Genomic DNA, 21203 nt, shown 5'->3' with positions numbered 1-21203 from the left:
GTATACTTTTTTGTATACCAAAAAAAGTGTAAAAAATAGATGAAACGATGTTTTTTTACGATGAATTACTAAAATAATAAAATCTGTCCTATTTAAAAAGACAGCCTTATTCAAATTAACCTAATCTCTTAAAACCCCAAATTATGAAACAATTTTACCCTAAAACTAAAATAGCTAGTTTTAAACATTTTACTCTATTTGCAATCTTATTTTTATTTTTTCAAATTAAAACCAATGCCCAATGTGGTCCAGGAGAAGATACTACAGCACCAGTATTTGGAAACGCTGGAGATGGAACCATGGCAAATCCATTTAAAAACTTATTGCAATCTACAGTAGGAAGTGTGTCTAGTGGTACATACTATTTTAATTTTAATGGCAGCACTTTTCAAGGTGTTTTAGACAATGATACCGATGGCGGTGGCTGGCTCATGATACTCAACTATGTACATTTAGCTGGAGATAATACGGATCTTACAGTGCGAAATACAGATCTTCCATTATTGGGGTCTTCAACTGTTGGAGACAATGAAGCTGGTACTGTCAATTGGGGGCATATGGGTAATGTGCTTGCAGCGTCAATCGATTTTGAAGAAGTGCATTTTTATGGAGAAACTACAGGGCACAACCGTATTATTAACTTTAAAACGTCTTACACTAATATATTAACTTACCTTAAAACAGGTCTAGGCAACTTCGCAGGCATTAATAATGCTGTTAATTTTACGGCGTTGCCAGGGCATACCGCAAATATTCCTACTCAAGCTATAAATGTATTTTCAAGTCAAGGCGATAATGCCTTAACAGAGTTTCCATTTTGGCGTAGCGGGCAATTTCATTGGGGAATTCGTGGAGGAGGAAGTCGCTGGGAAGTTGACGATAATGCAGTAAATACACAAAGTACGATTCATCGTGTTTGGGTTCGTGGTGATCTCTCGCCATTAGCAACACCAACACTAAGTACCACTTTAGATAACACAGGAAATGTAAGCGTGAGTCCAACAGATTTTGGATTTACACTTACAGATAATTGTAGTGCTGAAGCGAATATAAACTTAAGTCTAAGTCAAACAGGTTTTACCTGTGCAGATGTAGGAGATAATATTATACAATTCACAGCTACCGATGAGCAAAATAATAGTGTAACAATAGATGTTACTGTAACTATTGTAGAATCTCCACCAATAATTAATACACCTCCACCAGCACCTTTTCTCAATATAGAATTAGATAGTAATGGAGAGGTAACATTAGACTTAGCAACATTAAATACTACCGTTACAGACGACTGTGGTATAGCTAGTACGACTATTAGTAAAACTGAATTTAACTGTAGTGATACTGGATTTAATACGGTAAACATTTCTGCAACAGATGTAAATGGAAATGTAACAAATGCTAGTGTGTTTTTTAATCTTGTAGATCCAGTACCGCCAGTAATACAATGCGTACCACCTTTTTCTGTAGAATTAGATGAAACAGGTAGTGTAACGTTAGATCCAAATAGTCTATTAGAGAGTTTCACAGATAACTGCTCATCAGGAGGTGTTACTTTAGATAAATCTGTATTTACTTGTGCGGATATTGGAGATAATCTAGTGACATTAACTGCTGTAGATAGTGGTGGTAATGAAGCGACATGTACTACCACAGTTACGGTAACCGTGCCATCATGTCCAGGAAATTTAACTTTACAAGCGGAAACAGATGCCTGTGGTGTGACTTATAACTATCCTTGTGCAAATAATATTACTGCTGGTCCAACAAGCGGAACCTTTTTGCCAGTAGGATCTACAACGACATTTACTTATGATACCTTAGACAATACAGGTGCTACTGTGTCTTGTAATTATGATGTGACTGTGGTAGATGAAGAAGGACCCACTTTCATCACTCAGGATCAGACCTTGGTTTTGGATGCGGCAGGTACAGCCTCATTAACAGCTAATGATCTCTTAGGTCCAGACCCGTTAGCTAGTGGTTATACTCTAGATACAACAGTAACTATAGATAGAGTTGACATTAGTAGCACTGGAACCGAAGTAACATTGGAAGATGATGAGGTATCCGCAGCTTTACCTATTGGGTTTAATTTTGGATTCTATGGTAACTTTTATACGGAGTTTTACATTTCTTCTAACGGATTTATTACTTTTTCAGATGAAGGAGATGATGGGTGTTGTGGTTGGGATGCACTTCCTAATACCTCTACCCCTAACAATTTAATTGCTTTTGATATGACAGATATGAATCCTGAGGAAGGTGGTATTATAAGATATACCACTATAGGAACAGCTCCTAATCGAATTGCGATTATTGATTTTGATGAGGTACACTACTATGACACAACTCCTGATGGAACCACAACCCAGATTAAACTATTTGAAAGTACTAATCGTATAGAAATTCATGGTACAAGTACTTTTGATTCGGGAAATGATAAAATACAAGGAATAGAAAACATAGATGGTACTGCCGCAATTATTGTTCCAGGTCGTAATGCTGCACAATGGTCAACTACCAACGATGTGGTTACTTTTATACCTGTGCCAGGAATATTAGATGTATGTGGTGTAGATACACTAGTAGCTTCTCAAACAGATTTTGATTGCACGCATTTAGGAGTAAATATTGTAACACTTACTGCAACAGACGTTAATGGTAATGTTTCCATGAAAAATGCAACAGTTACGATTACTACCACAGATACTACAGTACCAGTGATTACCTTGACAGGAGATAATCCTCAAGAAATCATACAAGGAGATTCATATGTAGAATTAGGAGCAACAACCGATGATGGTTCTACAGTGGTGATTAATGATATGGCCGTAAATACAAATCAATTGGGAAGTTATAGTGTAACTTATAATGCTAGCGACTCATCTTGTAATGATGCTGTAGAGGTGATTAGAACAGTTAATGTAGTGAATTCATTAAGTTTAGAAGACTCTATATTCGCTAGAGGTATTAGCGTATATCCTAATCCTGCTAATGAAATAATTACCATTCAGTCTGAACAAAGGACAATGGATCAAATCAAAATTGTAGATATAAGTGGTCGTGTGCTTAAAAAGACAACTAATGAAGTAGGGGCTATCCATCAAATAGATCTATCTAATATCTCTAAAGGTGTTTATTTTTTACAAATAACTTCTGAAGGTAAAGAAGCTGTGAAACGAATTATAAAAGAATAAGTATTCATTAATAAATTTATGATTTTTAAAGCCTTCTTATTTTATAAGGAGGCTTTTTTCGAAATTTCTTGGCGAGTTTACTATTAATCTTATTTTGTACTAACGTTCTCAAAATTTTTGCGCAGCCTACTTAAAAACCTTTAACCTATCCGGTTGGAGGTTTTTTGTGTTTTGCTCATAATCTAAAAAAGATATTTTAATATTATTTTGATTAGCTTTGTACTCATTCCCTTTTTCTTTTAAAAAAATCAACAATAATGCAACTTAAGCACTATAAAGTTCTTTTTCTATTTAGCTTCTTTATGGCGTCTCATAATGTAACCGCTCAATACATACCCTATTTTAAAAATTATGCATTAACAGAATATAATGCAGGAAATCAAAACTGGGATGTTTCAGGAGCAGATAACGGTAAGTTATATGTCGCGAATGATAAAGGTTTAGTTGAGTTTGATGGTTTAAAATGGAATTTTTATCAGCTGCCAAATAAAACGATCATACGTTCAGTATTAGCCCATAAAGATGTTATTTACACAGGGTCTTATGAAGAGTTTGGGTATTGGAAAAAAAACTCAAAAGGAAAATTAGTTTATACGCCATTAAGTAACTTTAAAGAAAACGAAACACCTTCAGATGAAGAGTTTTGGCAAATATTCTTTCATGACGATGCGATACTCTTTAGGTCTTTCTCAAACCTATACATCTACAACAATGGAGAAATAAAGAGAATAAAACCAGAATCTACTATTCTGTCGTGTAGTGTTGTAGATAACAACGTTTATGTTTCAACAGTAAGAAATGGTATTTTTATTTTAGAAGGAGATATATTAAGACCCTTCATAAATACAAGTGAATTTGTTGATGTTAAGATCATTTCAATAGATAATTACAACAAGGAAAAATTACTGATAACTACGGCGCTCAATGGCTGCTATATATATAATAAAGCCAATAACAGACTCGAAATTTGGGAGTCTAACATTAGTAACATTATAAAAGAACAGCAGCTTAATACGTTTCAAGCCCTTAAAAATGGGGATATGGTTTTTGGAACCATAAAAAATGGTGTCTACGTTACGAATAAATCTGGACATGTTAAATACCATATTAATAAGGAAAATGGGTTATTGAATAATACAGTTTTAGGTCATGAATTAGGAAGTAACAATAATTTGTGGGTGGGGCTAGATAATGGTATAGCGGAAATAGACCTGGACTATAATCATACTTTATACAATGACACTTCGGGGAAATTAGGTGCGGTTTATGATGTAATAAGTTATAGAAACACACTATACCTGGGAAGTAATACAGGGCTGTTTTATTTAAAAGAAGGTGATCTTAATTTTATTGAAGGCTCTCAGGGACAAGTTTGGAGTTTAAAAGAAATTAACGGACAACTATTATGCGGACATAATGATGGAACTTATCTTGTTGAAAACAATAAACTAAGAAAAATATCCGAATTTACAGGAGGCTGGGTGATTAAAAAAGTTCCAGAAATGAAAACCACCTTTATTCAAGGCACCTATGGAGGATTAGTGAGATTTGATATTTCTGAAGGGAAATGGAACTCCAGGCACATGGGAAATAAAACGATACCAATAAAATATTTAGTTTTTGAAGATGCACATACGGCATGGGCGGCTCATGCTTATAAAGGTTTGTTTAGAGTGAGGTTTGATAAAAGCTATGATAGTATTGTAACGTTTGAAAATTATAAGAATAAAGGACTATGGTCAGATTTTAGTATTAAAGTCCATAAAATTAAAAATGATATTTGTTTTAAAACAAATAGAGGTTGGCAGAAATATGAGGCCTTGATTGATAGTATCGTTCCGCACGATTTATTAAACAATTCCTTTGGAACAGATGCAGATATTATCTCCGAATCCGGTGCTAATGAGTTAGTAACCAATAATGCTAACGATAAAATTACTTTTCTATCATTAACTGAGGATAAAAAAGGCTTGAATCTTCCTAATGAACTTATTCAAAAAAGACTCGTAGTAGACGCAGAAAGTGTTTCACAACTTAATGACTCCATATATACATTAAACCTATATGATGGTTTTATGTTAATAAATAACACAGCAAAAAAGAGAAGCGATACACTTCAGAAACCCATTATTGAGCATGTAGAAATAGATAAAACCTTGGTTGATATTAATCATGAACAAGTTTATGAGTTTCCCTTTAATAAAAGTATAAGTATTTCCATATCGTCACCACTATCAAAAAACCACTTTTTTGAGTATGCCATTACTACATCAGACGCTTTAAACTGGTATAAAATGGATAATGAGAGATTAGAATTATCGAGTTTAAGTAATGGAGATTATAGTATTCATTTTAGAGCGACAAACCTATCGGGTGAAGTCTCTCCCGAAAAAATAATTCAGATTACAATTTTACCACCGTGGTACAAAAATAGTTTGTTCTACTTTATAATGGCCTTAATCATAGGAGGTATTGTATATGGATTACATAAAAGAAAAATCAAAAAAGAACAAAAGATTTTACACGATAAATTTGTAAAGGAGCAAGAAGTACTTTTGAAAGAGAAAACCATAGAAAATGATAAGAAGATAGTACAGCTAAAAAATCAATCTTTAAAAAATGAAGTCAAGTTAAAAAGTAAACAATTGGCAAATACAGCTATGGCTTTAGTGAAAAAAAATGAGTCCATGCTGGAAATTAAAAATGAACTTATAAGAAATAAAGAAGGTTTTGATAATTCATCTACATACAAACGGCTATTGAGAAAAATAGATAACTCCATAGGGCATGAAGATGAATGGGAAATATTTGAATATAATTTCAATCAAGTACACGAAGAGTTTTTCAATCAATTAAAAGCAAAGCATCCTAAACTAACACATAAAGATTTGAAGATTTGTGCTTACATAAAAATGAATTTACTAACTAAAGAGATTGCGCCATTGATGAATGTGTCCATTAGAGGGTTAGAAACTCATAGATATCGATTAAAACGCAAGTTAAATTTAGAAAATGACAAATCTTTAAGTGAATATTTGCTAGATTTTAAATAAATAGTATTAAAATTCTTAAATTCCCATTTAAGAATACTACGCCAAAACTACGTCATAACTTATTTAATCCTAATGTTTCTGCTTATTTTTTGTAGCTATAATATACGTCAATAGCGATTTTTTCATTTTTTTTCACATATGACGTAATTTATGTGTAAGTCATTTTTTGATGAGCACCCCCATACTTTATAATTTAGTATCAAACTAACATTCTAAATTAAAACTATATGAAAACAAGATTTACTTTACTGTTAATTCTTTTGTTTACACTTCATGCTTTTGCTCAGGATAAAACAATCAGTGGTATTGTTACAAGTGCCGAAGATGATCTGCCTGTACCAGGAGTTAATGTCATTGTACAAGGCACAATAAGAGGAGTAAGTACAGACTTTGATGGCGGCTATTCCATTAATGTTAACAAAGGAGAAATTTTAGAATTCAGCTCTCTGGGTTTTAAAACGGTCGAGATACAAATTCAAGACCAAACGACTGTAAATATTTCGCTTGAACCAGACATTGCTTCATTAGATGAGGTCGTGGTTATTGGTTACGGTACGCAGAAGAAAGCAGATTTAACAGGTGCTATTACTACCATTAAAGCTGATGACATTACTAGAACACCAGCTGCAGCTGCCATGCAATCACTACAAGGAAAAGTGGCAGGTTTACAGGTAGTAAGTAGTGGTGCTCCGGGGACATCACCAACAGTGCGAGTTCGTGGTCTAGGGTCTTACACTGGAGATGGAGCCTCAGATCCTCTTTATGTTGTAGACGGTGCATTCTATGATGATATTGATTTTTTGAATACTGAAGACATAAAAACTATTTCGGTTTTGAAAGATGCGTCTGCATCTGCAATTTATGGGGTAAGAGCAGCAAATGGTGTTATACTCATTGAAACACATTCAGGTAAACGTAATCAGAAACCTCAAATTACTTACAATGGCTATCAAGGTGTTCAAATAGCTCATAATGTTGTGAAACTTTCAAATTCAGAACAGTTTGCGACTTTGGCTAGGGAATCTGGTTCTGATGCAGAAGCTCAGTTTATTGAAAATGCCATGCAGCGTTACGGAAGAAGTAGGATCAATCCAAATGTTCCAGATGTTAATACAGACTGGTATGATTTAATTTTGCGTAATGCGCTGATTCAAAACCATAGTTTGGGTGTTACCGGAGGTGCAGATAATATTACCTATTCTGTTGGGTTAAGCCAATTTGAGCAAGAAGGTATACTTAGAATGAAAAACGATTATGAACGTTTTAACATTAGAACCAAATTAAATGTTGATGTAAGCGATCGATTAAAAGTTGGCGTTTCAGCACTTTTAAGCAATGCAACCAGATACCGTCCAGAAGAAACAGCATTTGCTTTGGCATATTTTGCGGTACCAACTATGCCGGTTCTCGATCCATCCAAAACCGATGCGTTTCCAAGACCTTATGCCAATGCAAATGATTTAGGGTATAGGGGGACTCAAAACCCTTTTCCGGTGATGGAAAATACAGAAAATAGAAGTAAAATCCGAAATACGCTGATGACTTTTGATTTGCAATACGAAGTTATTCCCGATAAATTAGATTTTAAAACAGCATATTTTCACAATTTTGAAACGCTTGAAGTTAGAGAGGTGAGGCTTCCATTTTCTTTTGGTATTGGGACTGCTAACAGGAATACTGCAGAATTAATCAAAAGAAATGAGACACTTTCTGAACAAACATGGGATAATACCTTGACTTATAACAATAATTTGGGGAAACACAACTTAACTGTTTTGGCGGGTACTTCGTTTAGAGACCGGTCATTTGAACAGCTTGAGGCAAAAGGCATAAACTTCCCTAATGGACTTGGAATAGGTGATGAATCTTATTTTTTAGATTTGTCGGATGATATCGATTTGACCGAAAGAGGAAATGGCGACCGAGTTACAGGTGATGATGGGGCTAGACAATATTTCTTCTCTTATTTTGGGCGTGTAGCTTATAATTTTGACGATAAGTATTTATTATATGGTACATTCCGTGCTGATGGTACGAATAAATACCAGGAAAAATGGGGGTATTTCCCAACAATTGGTGCAGGTTGGGTAGTTTCCAGCGAACCTTTTATGGAAAACAATGGCGTTTTTGATTTTTTAAAGCTAAGAGCCAGTTGGGGTGAATTAGGGAATGCGAATGTAGCTTCAAGTTCAGGAGGAATCACTTCCGAGGAAACTATTGCTTCTTTTGGCGATACCCGATTCCCAGGGCTTATTACTAGCAGTGACTTTGAAGCTTTAAAGTGGGAAGTAACAGAGGAAACCAACTTTGGTATTACCGCAAGATTATTCGATAGTAAACTATCCATCGATGCCGATTATTTTAATAGAGAAACCAGGGATGCCATAATTCCAGTCTCTAGACTTTTAGTACCTGGAGAAACCAGGCAAAATGTTGGAGTGATAAGAAACTCAGGACTTGAGTTGGTTGTAAATTGGACTAAACGTGTTTCAGATGACTTTAGCTATAGTATTGGAGGAAACTTTTCTACCTTGAAAAATGAAATATTGGATTTAGCAGGACAGGAAAACTTAACCTCTGGGGGCGACGTAGCCCAAAGGTCTGTTGTTGGAGGTTCCATAAATTCTTTTTTCGGACTTGAGGTTGCCGGCGTGTATCAAACCGAAGATGAAATTCTGGCAGATCCTGCAGCTGTAACAGCAAGAGGAAATGGCTTAACGGTTGAACCCGGAGATTTTAGATTTGTTGATCATAGCGGTGATATGGAGATTGATGCACAAGACCGCGTAGATTTAGGCTCATTTTTACCCTCTTATTCTTTCGGGTTTAACTTTGGACTTAATTATAAGGCTTTTGACTTTTCTTTAAATATTATTGGGCAAGGAGGTAATGTGATAGCAAATATAAAACGCTTTTCAATCAGACAATCACCAGACCCAAATATAGATAGGGATTTTGCAATTAATCGTTGGCGTGGTGAAGGGACATCAAATACCTACCCATCTGCAAGAGGTATAAGAAATCCATGGAGCAATCAATTTCTTAATAGCTTCTTTATAGAAGATGGTGATTTTGTGCGATTACAAAACGTAACATTAGGATATACACTACCAAGATTAAAGGGGAAATTCAATCCAAATATTAGATTTTATATTACAGCAGAACGACCATTGACACTATTTAAATACAATGGGTTTAACCCAGAAGTTGCAAATGGTAGAGACCAACAAACCTATCCTATCCCTGGCGTATATACGTTAGGTGTAAATATTAAAATTTAAAAATAATAGCTATGATACAAATAAAAATAAACAAACTGTCTGCGCTAATAATCTTGTTGTGTGTTATGCTTACAGGCTGTTCAAACGAATTGAATCAACCAGAACTTAACAACAATTTTGCAGGTGGAACAGATTTTTCTAAAACCGATGAGATGGTTTTTTCTCTCATAGGCGTTTATGCCGAAGTTTCATATAGAAACTGGGAAAGACCTTTGGTTATTTCCACTAGGGGAGATGATGTAAATGCAGCTGGAGACCAGCAGGGGCTTAAAAACCAAGACCGTTATGTATATGACAACTCGTTTTTTGGTTCAAGAACATTATGGGAAGGCTATTATGGGACCATAATTACTGCACATACAGCAATGGAACAAATTAGCAGGTATATGGAATTAGCAGACGATGAAGGTGTTGCACTAGGAGAACAGTATATAGCAGAAGCAAAAGTACTTCGATCTATACTGCTTTTACAACTTTCACAAGTTTACGGTGCAGTCTTCATACCAGAATCTTCCAATCTTAATGATTTTGCTAATGTCACTTCAGTGCCTAGTAAAGATGAAGTTATGCAGCATATCTCAGATCAAATGGATGAGGCAATTCCTTTTTTATTGGACATGCGCCCAAATGAACGCACAGACTTACCAGGAGGTGTCACTAAATACACAGCGTTAATGATTAAAGCTTCTGCAAATCAAGAACTTAAAAACTATCAGGCGGTAGCCGATGCCACAGGTCAGATAATTAGTTCAGGGAAATTTAGTTTATACCCAGACTTTTACGAGCTTTTTAAAACTCCAGGGAAATTGAGTGATGAAAGCCTTTTCGAAATGCAATTCTCTGATTTTGGTCAAGGTACAGGCGAAAATGTAAGCCACCTTTATGCGCCTTACGGCCCTCAAGGCTGGACGCCAGCTGTTGACGGTGCTAGTGGAGGATGGGGCTTTTTTGAGCCAAGTATGAAGTATATTGAGTTTATGTTGGATAGAGGAGAAGATGAACGTTTGGAAACTTCAGTGTTGTTCACTCAAAAAGGTATTGATAGTATTATTGCAACGACGACTTATACGTCAGCAACACTGCCAAACTTTGTATCTAACACAACCAGGGATGGCGATCAACTGAATGATAGTGAAAGAGCTATCTTTTCAAGTGGTAAACACTACATGCCAACCAATCAGCTTATCGGTGAGCGTAGAGCCTACGGTAGCAATAAGAATTATATCATATTCCGTTATGCCGAAACACTTTTAATGTATGCTGAAGCCTTAATTCAAGGAGCTTCTAATTCTGCTATGACAGCAGATCAGGCAGTAAATATGGTTAGAGAAAGAGCTGGGCTCACACCGCTTAGTGGTGTTAACTTAGATCAGCTTGTTGATGAAAAATATGCTGAACTTGCTATGGAGTGGGGCAAACGATTTTTTGATATGGTGAGATTAGAACGCTATAATGAGTTGAGTTATGAAGGTAGAACGTTTACTGCCGATAAAAAATTTGTAACCTATCATCAAGATCAAATAGACGAGTTCCCAATACTGGGTGATTTGATTGACTAACTAATTCTAATAAAAAACAACAGAAAATGAAAAAAATTATAAATAGTATTCTTGCGTTGTTATTGATATTACTGGTATTTTCTTGTGATAACGGTATCGACTCAATAACAGCAGTAGACCCAGGCCCAGATGCAGGAGCACCAGTTATTTCAATAACATCTCCAACTGAAGGCCTTACTTTAAAGGTTAATGAAGTATTTGCCAGTGTTGATATTAAGTTTGAAGCGGCTGATGACATTGAATTAAAATCTGTAGCAGTCTCAATTGACAATGTACAATTGAATAATTTTGATTCTTTCATTGATTATCGTCGATTAGTTGTTGATAATTTGATCTATGATCAGATTGCGGATGGAGACCATGAACTTAAGGTTGTTGCTACGGATATTAGCGATAAAACGACTATTGAAACGATAAATTTTACTAAAGAACCTGCTTACATCCCAAAATATCCAAACGAAATTTTATATATAGCCTTTGATGGAGATTATACAGATTTAGTAAGCCTTGAAAAGGCAGCAGTAGAAGGAACTCCAGGGTTTAATGACGATAATTTAAACGGAGCAAGCTCTTATATGGGAGCTCAGGAATCGTATTTAACATTTCCAGCAGATCGTTTTAAAAATAACGAATTCAGTGCCATTTTTTGGATGAAAGTAAATGATGCTCCAAATAAGAATGGGGTAAAAAGAGCAGGTGTCGTAACACTGCGGTCTCCTATGGTAGATGGAAAACATGATTTAAAGAAAGGCTTTACTTTTTTTAGGGAAGATGTAGCAGGCAATCAGCGCTTTAAATTAAATGTAGGATCCGGAGAAAAGAATCATTGGTTTGATGGGAATACGGCAGCCGATGTAGATCCAACTGCTGATAAGTGGGTTAATTTTGCATTTACCATTGCTGGAAATGAAGCCACGGTTTATATCGATGGTCAGGTAGTGAAAACAGGTCCACATGATGGTATCGATTGGACGGATTGTAACATCCTCTCAATTATGTCCGGAGCACCTAATTTCACACAATGGAATCACTGGTCAGATCAAAGTTTGTTGGATGAATTCAGGATTTTTGATCGCGCGATTTCTCAGCAGGAAATACTGCAAATTATGGCAGATGATTCAGGTGAATTTGTTTCAGGCTACACACCAACTTATGCTGGAGAGATGTTTTATATGCCTTTTGATGGCAACTACAATGAACTGTTCAGAGACCTTGAAGCAGCTAAAGTGGGCACGCCAGGTTTTGCAGGTGAGAGTGTTGAAGGTACAGATGCGTATGCTGGTGCAACAGATTCTTATTTAACGTTTCCTACAGACGAAAGAGGCGCATTAACGACTAACGAGTTTAGTGCCACATGTTGGTATAAGGTGAATAACGATCCGAACAGAGCTGGTATATTAGCTATGAGATCACCAATGACAGATGGAGGCACTAAAAATGATTTAACAAAAGGATTTAGTTTTTTCAGGGAAGATGCAGGCGGTATGCAACGTTTTAAACTCAATGTAGGTCTAGGTTCAGCAAATCAATGGGTTGATGGTGGCGCGACTGCAGATGTTGACCCCTCTGTAGATAAATGGATTCATTTAGCGTTTACTATTGCCAGTGACAAGGCAACAGTTTATATAGACGGAGAAGTTGTTGCTGAAAATGCTTTAGCTTCACCAGTAGATTGGACAGGTGTAGATATATTGTCTGTCATGTCTGGAGCACCAAATTTCACACAATGGAATCACTGGTCAGATCTAAGTTTAATGGATGAATTACGCTTGTATGACAAAGCCTTGTCTCAATCAGAAATTCAAACCATTATGGGTAATTAAGACTTATGTTGTTTAAGTTTAATTAGTAGAATTGAGGGTATCTAAAAAGTAATTTATTTTGTCATTCAGAGCATAATAGCGAAGAATCTTATTGTTCTGTAAATTGAAGCATATAAATCATAAGAGATTCTTCATTTCATTCTGAATGACACTTTTTAGATATCCTCAATTAATTTATCATACATACTTTTATGAAGCATGAATTATTTACATTATTAATTGTCTTGACTATTTTTTTCAATTGTAAGAACGATGGAAAGAATAATGACAATACTATCAACTCCAAAAACACAACGATCATTTTAGATGATGAAGCGTTGTTGGATACCATTCAAAAACAAACTTTCAATTATTTTTGGGACGGCGCAGAACCTAACTCAGGTCTTGCCCCAGAACGTTTACATATGGACGATATTTACCCTACATCACCAAAACATACCGTTACCATAGGAGGTACTGGTTTTGGAATGATGGCTATTTTGGTAGGGGTGAAACGCGGATTTATAACCAGAGAGCAGGCGTTAGGGCGTTTTGTTAAAATGATTAATTTTCTTGAAAAAGCAGATAGGTATCATGGAGCATGGCCACATTGGTTGGATGGGCAAACAGGTAAAATGATGCCCTTTAGCAAAAAAGATAATGGCGGAGATTTGGTAGAAACTGCATTTTTAGTTCAAGGTATGTTAACAGTTGCCGAATATTTTAAAGGTGGTAATGAAGAGGAACAAAAATTAGTAGAAAAAATAGATAAACTTTGGCATGACGTAGAATGGGATTGGTATACCAAAGGCGAAGATGTATTGTATTGGCATTGGTCACCAGAATACAACTGGGATATGGATTTTCCGGTTGGGGGATATAATGAATGTCTAATTATGTATGTTTTAGCAGCCTCATCACCTACACATGCTGTAAATGAATCAGTGTATCATAAAGGTTGGGCTAGAAATGGAGATATTGTTTCTAATGAAACATATTATGGGGAAGATTTAATTCTTGATTATTACGAACATGATAAATCTCCTGTAGGTCCTATGTTTTGGGCACATTATTCCTATACCGGATTAAATCCAAAAGGATTATCAGATACCTATGCGGATTATTGGAAACTCGTTCAAAATCAAGCCAAAATTCATTACAAGCATGCAGTAGCTAATCCAAAAAATTATAAAGGTTATGGAGATAGTATCTGGGGTTTGACATCAAGTTATTCCGTAAAAGGTTATAAAGGACATAGGCCAGATAAAGATCTAGGTGTGATTGCACCAACGGCAGCACTGTCCTCATTTCCATATACGCCAAAAGAGAGCATGCAAATGTTAAAAAAGTTATATAAAGACCATGATAGTCTCATAGGGAAATATGGGCCTTACGATGCCTTTAGTTTTGAACATAATTGGTATACGCCAAGATATTTAGCTATAGACCAGGGACCTATTCCTGTAATGATTGAAAATTATCGTTCCGGGATGTTGTGGAACTTCTTTATGGCAAATAAAGACATCCAAAAAGGGCTGGATAAATTAGGATTCACACACAAAAAAGACGAATAAATTTCTATGCTTCGATATTCATTGATATTATTGTGTGTTGTATGTTTTTCTTGTGGGAAAGATAATGGTCCGGGGTATCAGGAACCTTATATTCCAGGGTCAGATGATGATCCTACTGGAGTAGTACCATTAAGTGATGAAGACATGATGGATCTAACCCAAAAAGAAACCTTTAAATACTTCTGGGATTTTGCACACTCAAGTTCTGGTGCTGCAAAAGAAAGATATCATCCAGATAATCCGACACTCAATCAAAATGTAGTCACAACAGGTGGTACTGGTTTTGGACTCATGAGTATTCTGGTAGGTATAGAGCGCGATTTTATTACAAGAGAACAAGGTATTTCCAGATTAAGTAAAATATTAACATTTTTAAAAAACGCAGATCGTTTTCACGGCGCATGGTCACATTGGATAGATGGTAACTCAGGTAATGCATTACCCTTTAGCACAAAGGATAATGGGGGTGATTTGGTAGAAACTGCATTTTTGGTACAAGGACTCATTTGTATCAAAGAATATTTCAAAAATGGTTCAGATACAGAAAAAGCTTTGGCAGAACAAGCAGATGAATTATGGAAGGGTGTAGAATGGAATTGGTATACCCAAAACCAAGAGGTCTTATACTGGCACTGGAGTCCTAATTATGGTTTCGATATCAACTTGAAGCTAACAGGCTATAATGAAGTTTTAATCACTTATATTTTAGCCGCCGCTTCACCAGATTATACAATTGATAAAACAGATTACGAAAAAGGTTGGGCTAAAAATGGGGCGATTACTTCCTCAACTTCACAGTATGGTTTTCCATTGGTGTTAAGACATTCTGGTGGCTCCAATTTTGGAGGGCCTTTGTTTTTTAGTCATTATTCATTCTTAGGATTAAATCCTAGAAACTTAACCGATCAATATGGGAATTATTGGAATTTGGTAGTCAACCATACTAAGATTAATCGTCAATATTGTATAGCCAATCCGAAAAATTATATAGATTATGGCGAAGACTGCTGGGGCTTAACAGCAAGTTACTCAAGAAATACAGACGGTTCCAGAGGGTATTCTGCACATAGTCCTTCAAACGACAAAGGGGTAGTATCTCCAACAGCAGCCATTTGTTCTATACCCTACACACCTACGGAATCTCTTAAAGTGATGCATTATTTATATCAAAATAAAGATAAATTATTAGGACCGGCAGGATTTTACGATGCCTTTAGTCCGCATTATAATTTTTGGGTCACCGAAGCTTACCTTGCTATAGATCAGGGACCCCAAATTATTATGATTGAAAATCATAGAACAGGGTTGTTATGGAACCTATTTATGCAAAATGAAGATGTTAAAAAAGGACTGGATAAATTAGGATTTAATTACTAAAGGAAATGAAAAATAAATGAATTCAATACGTTATGATGTCGATTTCCAAAGCCTGTCTATTGTTGAATTCAAATTATTATTTTGATAATTATATAAAATAAACACTAAAAAAATGATTAATACTCTAACCAAAGCTTACATTTTTTTACTCATAATGACCGTTTTTAGTTGTCGTACCGACTCTAAAAATGTCGTTAGCAAGGTTTCTAATGTAACACCGTTCGACATTAAAGTCGATTCCTTGATGAGTCTAATGACTTTACAGGAAAAAATTGGTCAAACCGTCATGTATAGTGGCGGTTGGACGGTTACGGGCCCAACAGTGAGTTCCAATAATAAAAAATACATAAAAGAAGGCAATGTTGGTGCCATGCTGAATGTATATTCAGCTAAAGGAACTAGAGATTTGCAAAAACTGGCGGTAGAAGAAACAAGGTTAGGTATCCCGTTGTTGTTTGGCTATGATGTTATTCATGGTTTTAGAACCATTTTCCCGATTAATTTAGGATTAGCAGCAAGTTGGGATCTAGACGATATAGAAAAAGGGTCGCGCATTGCAGCCGAGGAAGCCTCGGCAGAAGGCATACATTGGACCTTTGCCCCCATGGTAGATATAGGGAGAGACCCACGTTGGGGACGTATCTCAGAAGGTGCTGGTGAAGACGTTTATTTAGGTAGTGAAATTGCAAAAGCATATGTAAAAGGGTTTCAAGGAGAGGATTTATCCAAACATAATACGATACTTGCTTGCGCAAAACATTTTGTGGGCTATGGTGCTGCACAGGCTGGTCGTGATTACCATACAGTAAATATGGGCGAGGACGAACTTAGAAATGTATACTTACCACCTTTTAAAGCAACTGTAGAGGCAGGTGTAGAAACATTTATGACGGCTTTTAATGAAGTTAATGGTGTGCCAGCAACAGGAAATAAATTTATTTTTAGAGATATTTTAAGAGAGGAATGGAATTTTAGTGGTTTTGTAGTTACCGATTATACGGCTATTAACGAATTAGTGCCTCATGGATTTGCAGAAGATGAAAAACATGCCACAAAATTAGCTATAGATGCGGGCATCGATATGGATATGATGAGCAGTGCAAATCGTCTCTATTTAGAAGAATTAGTGAATGAAGGAAACGTAGATGAAGCATTGATTAATGATGCTTGCCGAAGAATTCTGCTAACAAAATATAAACTGGGCTTGTTTGATGATCCCTATAGATACTGCGATGAGCAACGCGAAAAAGAAGTGGTTTATAAACCTGAGTTCTTAGAAGCAGCGCGTAAATCTGCCGCGATGTGTTCCGTGTTGCTAAAGAATGAAGACAAAGGATTGCCTTTAAATAATAACCAAACAATAGCACTAATAGGGCCATTGGCGAAAGACAAAGAAAATATTATAGGCAATTGGGCAGCTGCTGGTGATAGAAAAGGCAAGGCCATTAGTGTGTATGAGGGAATTCAGGAGTATTTAGGCGATTCAAAAATTATATATGCCAAAGGTTGTGAGATTGAAGGTGATGATAAGAGTGAATTTAAGAGTGCTATAAATGCTGCAAAACGAGCAGATAAAGTCGTTATGGTGATGGGAGAGGACTACGATATGAGTGGAGAAGCTGCCAGTAGAACCAATATCAAACTACCCGGACGTCAAACAGATTTAATAAAAGCAATTCGTAAAGCGGTACCCAATAAAAAAATTATATTGGTTTTAATGAATGGTCGTCCGTTGGATCTATCAGAAGAAGATCATTTAGCAGATGCCATTTTAGAAACCTGGTTTCCAGGAACTAGTGGTGGAAGTGGAGTTGCTGATGTGTTGTTTGGAACACATAATCCATCAGGAAAATTACCGGTAACCTTTCCAAGAACTTTGGGGCAAGTACCTATTTATTATAATATGAAAAATACAGGACGTCCTATTCCCCCTAATAATCCAAAAGAAGATTACAAGTCGAATTATATTGATTCGCCGAATACGCCTTTATACCCTTTCGGACATGGGTTGAGCTATACTCATTTCGAATACTCCGACTTTAAATTATCAGCAACCACTATAGGGTTTTCAGATACCTTAACGGCCTCAGTTACTATAACAAATACGGGTGATTACGATGGATCTGAAGTGGCGCAATTATATGTTCACGATAAAGTGGGCAGTATCACAAGACCGGTAAAAGAACTTAAAGGCTTCAAAAAAATAGCCCTTAAAAAAGGAGAAAGTAAAACGGTGAGTTTTGACTTAACCGTTGAAGATTTAAAATTTTACAACAATGACACGTTTACCGTAGAACCCGGAACATTTGAAATTGCTATAAAAGGCACTTCAGATTTTGATTTTGAGCATATGTTTATATTAGATAAACATGATTAGACATAGTTTAATCTATCTAACATTATTTAGAGTTAGTTGTCATTTCGACAGAGCGAAGTATGAGCGACGAGAAATCACACCTGTACCAAGTGCTGTTGAAGTATGATTATGAGATTCCTCCTCATACTTCGTTCGGAATGACATAACATCTTTTGTTCATGTTAATTAATAACAATTAAATCACAAGGTTTTTAAAATAAAAATCATCTTGAAATCTAACAACACATTCAAATTTAGACTTGCTATATTCCTTTTAATATTGGGGGTATTTCCAGATACAATAAAATCCCAAACCATTACTATAAATTCTGGGTGGCAGTTTGTTTTAGGCGAAAGAACCTCAAATGATTGGCAAACTATCAACATACCGCATACTTGGAATAAAGATGATGCCTTTGATGAGGTAAAAGGATATCATAGAGGTGTAGGATGGTATAAAAAGCAGCTTTATTTTTCAAAATCAAAAGAAAACTTAATCCATTACCTGTACTTCAAAGGTGTCAATCAAGAAGCAGATGTATATGTTAATGGTAACCATGTAGGTAATCATAAAGGAGGGTACACAGCTTTTAATGTCAATATTTCAAAATGGATACATTACAATGCGTATAATTTAATTGAAGTCAAAGTTGATAACAGTCATAATCCCAATATCCCACCATTAGATGCAGATTTCACCTTTTATGGCGGTATTTATCGTGACGTACAGCTTATTTCGAAACCAAAACAACATATCTCGTTATCTGATTTTGCTTCAGAGGGGTACTATATAGATTACTATACTATTTCAGAAGAAAAAGTAGGCATAGAAGTTAAAGTACTGATCGATAATTTTGAAAATAAATCACCAAACAACAATCTAAAAGTAGCTATTCTTGATGCTGAAAATAAAGTGGTATTTAATAAGAGTTTAAAATTTAAAAGTAGCGCAAATGCCTCAGAAGCTATAAATATTAAATTTTCAGAACTATACCACCCAAAATTATGGTCTCCGAACTCACCATACTTATATAAACTACAACTTCAACTATCAGATGAAGAACACCATATTTTAGACGAAAAAAGACAAGATATAGGCTTTCGATGGGCACATGTAGATGCCGATAAAGGGTTCTTTTTAAATGGAGAACCAATCAAACTTATTGGTGTTAATCGACATCAGGATTATAAAGGCTATGGCAATGCTGTCCCCTTGGAACTCCAGAAAAAGGACATTCAACTTATAAAAGAAATGGGAGCCAATGTACTTAGAAATGCACATTATCCACAGTCACGGGAGTTGTATGACATGTGTGATAAACTAGGCATTATAGTGTGGTCTGAAATTCCTGTAGTTAATAAAGTAACAGATACCAAAGCCTTTTTCGACGTTAGTTTAAATATGCAAAAAGAGCATGTGAAACAATATTATAATCATACATCAGTAGTGATGTTTGGTTATATGAATGAAATCTTTTTAAGATTAGCCTTCGATAATAAATCCACCGAAGTCGAAAAGGAAAACCAGAAAAAAGCCGCTGTAAATTTAGCGAAGCAATTAGAGGGATTAACACGTAAGTTAGCCCCCAATCACATCACAGTTATGGCGGGGCATTTAAACGAATTGTATAATGAAACCGGTATCGCCGATTTACCGATGTTATTCGGTTGGAACTTATATTTTGGATGGTATGATAAAGACATCCCGGATTTAGGTGTTTTTTTAGATGATCAACATAAAAGATATCCAAACCGGTCTCTTTTACTCTCGGAGTATGGACCTGGAGCCGATGTTAGAATTTTTACAAATACACCCAAAAAATTTGATTTCTCCACAGAATATCAAGCCAAATTGCACCAATCCTATTATGAGAAAATCACAGAAAGACCGTATATGACAGGGATGACAGCTTGGAATTTCGCCGATTTTGGTTCGGAATTTCGTGGTGATGCCATACCACACGTTAATCAAAAAGGCTTAATACAATTTAATCGGGAGCCCAAGGATATATACTATTGGTATAAATCAGTTTTAAACAACAAAGAATCGTTCATACATATTGCCACTACTTATTTGGATGGTTTAACACTGTTTGATAACGACACATATCCCGTTCAAATATATTCAAATCAGAATACAGGAGAGATTTTTTTAAACGGGGAAAAGCTTCAGGGTGTGTCATTTAAAAATGGTGTTGTAACTGTCGATATGCCGTTTATAAATGGTGCAAACACTATAAAAGTAGTAGCAGGGCCAATATCCAAAGAAAAAACGACTGACGTGATAAAAACAAAAACCTTAGATTTTAAAGCCTTTTCTCGTTTTGGAATGAATATAGGTGCTCATTTTTACTTTGCGGATAAAGAATGTCAAATAACATTCGTTCCAGATCGACCTTATGAAAAAGGAAAATATGGATATGTAAATGGCTCCATTTTTAATGTAAGTAGTGATAAGCATCAAGGAGTGCCTTACAGCATTAAAAATACAGTTGCAGAACCCTTATTTCAAACCATGTTGGAAGGGTGTACAGATTATAAATTAGATATTCCCAATGGCGAATATAAAGTCAGTTTATTTTTTGTAGAACCTCAAATAAAACCTACAGAAAATATCTATAATTTGAATGCTGTTGTTGAGACTAATAAAAGTGACAAAGAACAACGCATTTTCGATATTTATTTAAACGATACATGCATAGAAAATCAATTTAATATGGCTGAGCAATACCCGGAAAAATATGGTATCGAAAAATCAGCAATAGTTAGAATTGAAAACGATAAAGGTTTAACGATTTCTTTAAAACCAATTGTAGGCAAACCTGTGATAAGTGGTGTTTTAATCGAAAAAATAAATTGAAAAAATAACGTGAGTTCGATATAAAATTTATAAAAAAACAGACAAAAGTTCAATAAAATAAAGCTTGTCACCTTGAGCGCAGTCGAAAGGTTTTAAAAATTCAGTTGTTTTAATTAGGTTTCGGCTATAGTTGAAGTACTCAAC

9 protein-coding genes are annotated in these 21203 nt (G+C 35.5%); all 9 read left to right on the top strand.

The genetic code is table 11. The features are described 5' to 3' along the window. Positions 1 to 143: 143 nt before the first annotated feature. The 9 genes from Q4Q34_RS03890 (at position 144) to Q4Q34_RS03850 (ending at position 21059) form a co-directional block, all read left to right on the top strand. Positions 144 to 3197: a T9SS type A sorting domain-containing protein gene (locus Q4Q34_RS03890; RefSeq protein WP_303318459.1), complete on the top strand. Its 3054-nt coding sequence runs from the start codon at positions 144 to 146 to the stop codon at positions 3195 to 3197. Between the two features lie 257 nt (positions 3198 to 3454). Next, positions 3455 to 6250 (top strand): helix-turn-helix and ligand-binding sensor domain-containing protein, encoded by a 2796-nt coding sequence (locus Q4Q34_RS03885; RefSeq protein WP_303318458.1) that lies wholly within the window; start codon positions 3455 to 3457, stop codon positions 6248 to 6250. Between the two features lie 227 nt (positions 6251 to 6477). Further along, positions 6478 to 9531: a SusC/RagA family TonB-linked outer membrane protein gene (locus Q4Q34_RS03880; protein ID WP_303318457.1), complete on the top strand. Its 3054-nt coding sequence runs from the start codon at positions 6478 to 6480 to the stop codon at positions 9529 to 9531. 11 nt (positions 9532 to 9542) lie between these two features. Beyond that, positions 9543 to 11090 (top strand): RagB/SusD family nutrient uptake outer membrane protein, encoded by a 1548-nt coding sequence (locus tag Q4Q34_RS03875; RefSeq protein ID WP_303318456.1) that lies wholly within the window; start codon positions 9543 to 9545, stop codon positions 11088 to 11090. 26 nt (positions 11091 to 11116) lie between these two features. Continuing rightward, positions 11117 to 12913 carry a LamG-like jellyroll fold domain-containing protein gene (locus Q4Q34_RS03870; protein WP_303318455.1) on the top strand — a complete coding sequence of 599 codons (1797 nt, stop codon included), beginning with the start codon at positions 11117 to 11119 and terminating at the stop codon, positions 12911 to 12913. A gap of 191 nt (positions 12914 to 13104) precedes the next feature. Further along, a complete protein-coding gene (locus tag Q4Q34_RS03865) occupies positions 13105 to 14466 on the top strand; it encodes a glucoamylase family protein (protein ID WP_303318454.1) in 1362 nt (453 codons plus the stop codon). A 6-nt stretch (positions 14467 to 14472) separates the two neighbouring features. Next, on the top strand, positions 14473 to 15843 hold the full coding sequence (locus tag Q4Q34_RS03860; RefSeq protein ID WP_303318453.1) for a glucoamylase family protein: 1371 nt from the start codon (positions 14473 to 14475) through the stop codon (positions 15841 to 15843). Between the two features lie 112 nt (positions 15844 to 15955). Then, positions 15956 to 18220, top strand: coding sequence for a glycoside hydrolase family 3 N-terminal domain-containing protein (locus tag Q4Q34_RS03855; RefSeq protein ID WP_303318452.1), 2265 nt, complete (start codon positions 15956 to 15958; stop codon positions 18218 to 18220). A gap of 208 nt (positions 18221 to 18428) precedes the next feature. After that, positions 18429 to 21059 (top strand): glycoside hydrolase family 2 TIM barrel-domain containing protein, encoded by a 2631-nt coding sequence (locus Q4Q34_RS03850; protein WP_303318451.1) that lies wholly within the window; start codon positions 18429 to 18431, stop codon positions 21057 to 21059. Positions 21060 to 21203: the final 144 nt, after the last annotated feature.

The sequence above is a fragment of the Flavivirga abyssicola genome (genome assembly GCF_030540775.2).
GTDB classification, from domain to species: Bacteria; Bacteroidota; Bacteroidia; order Flavobacteriales; family Flavobacteriaceae; genus Flavivirga; species Flavivirga abyssicola.
Note: the sequence above shows the minus strand (reverse complement) of the source record. Positions and strands in the feature narration are given on the sequence as shown.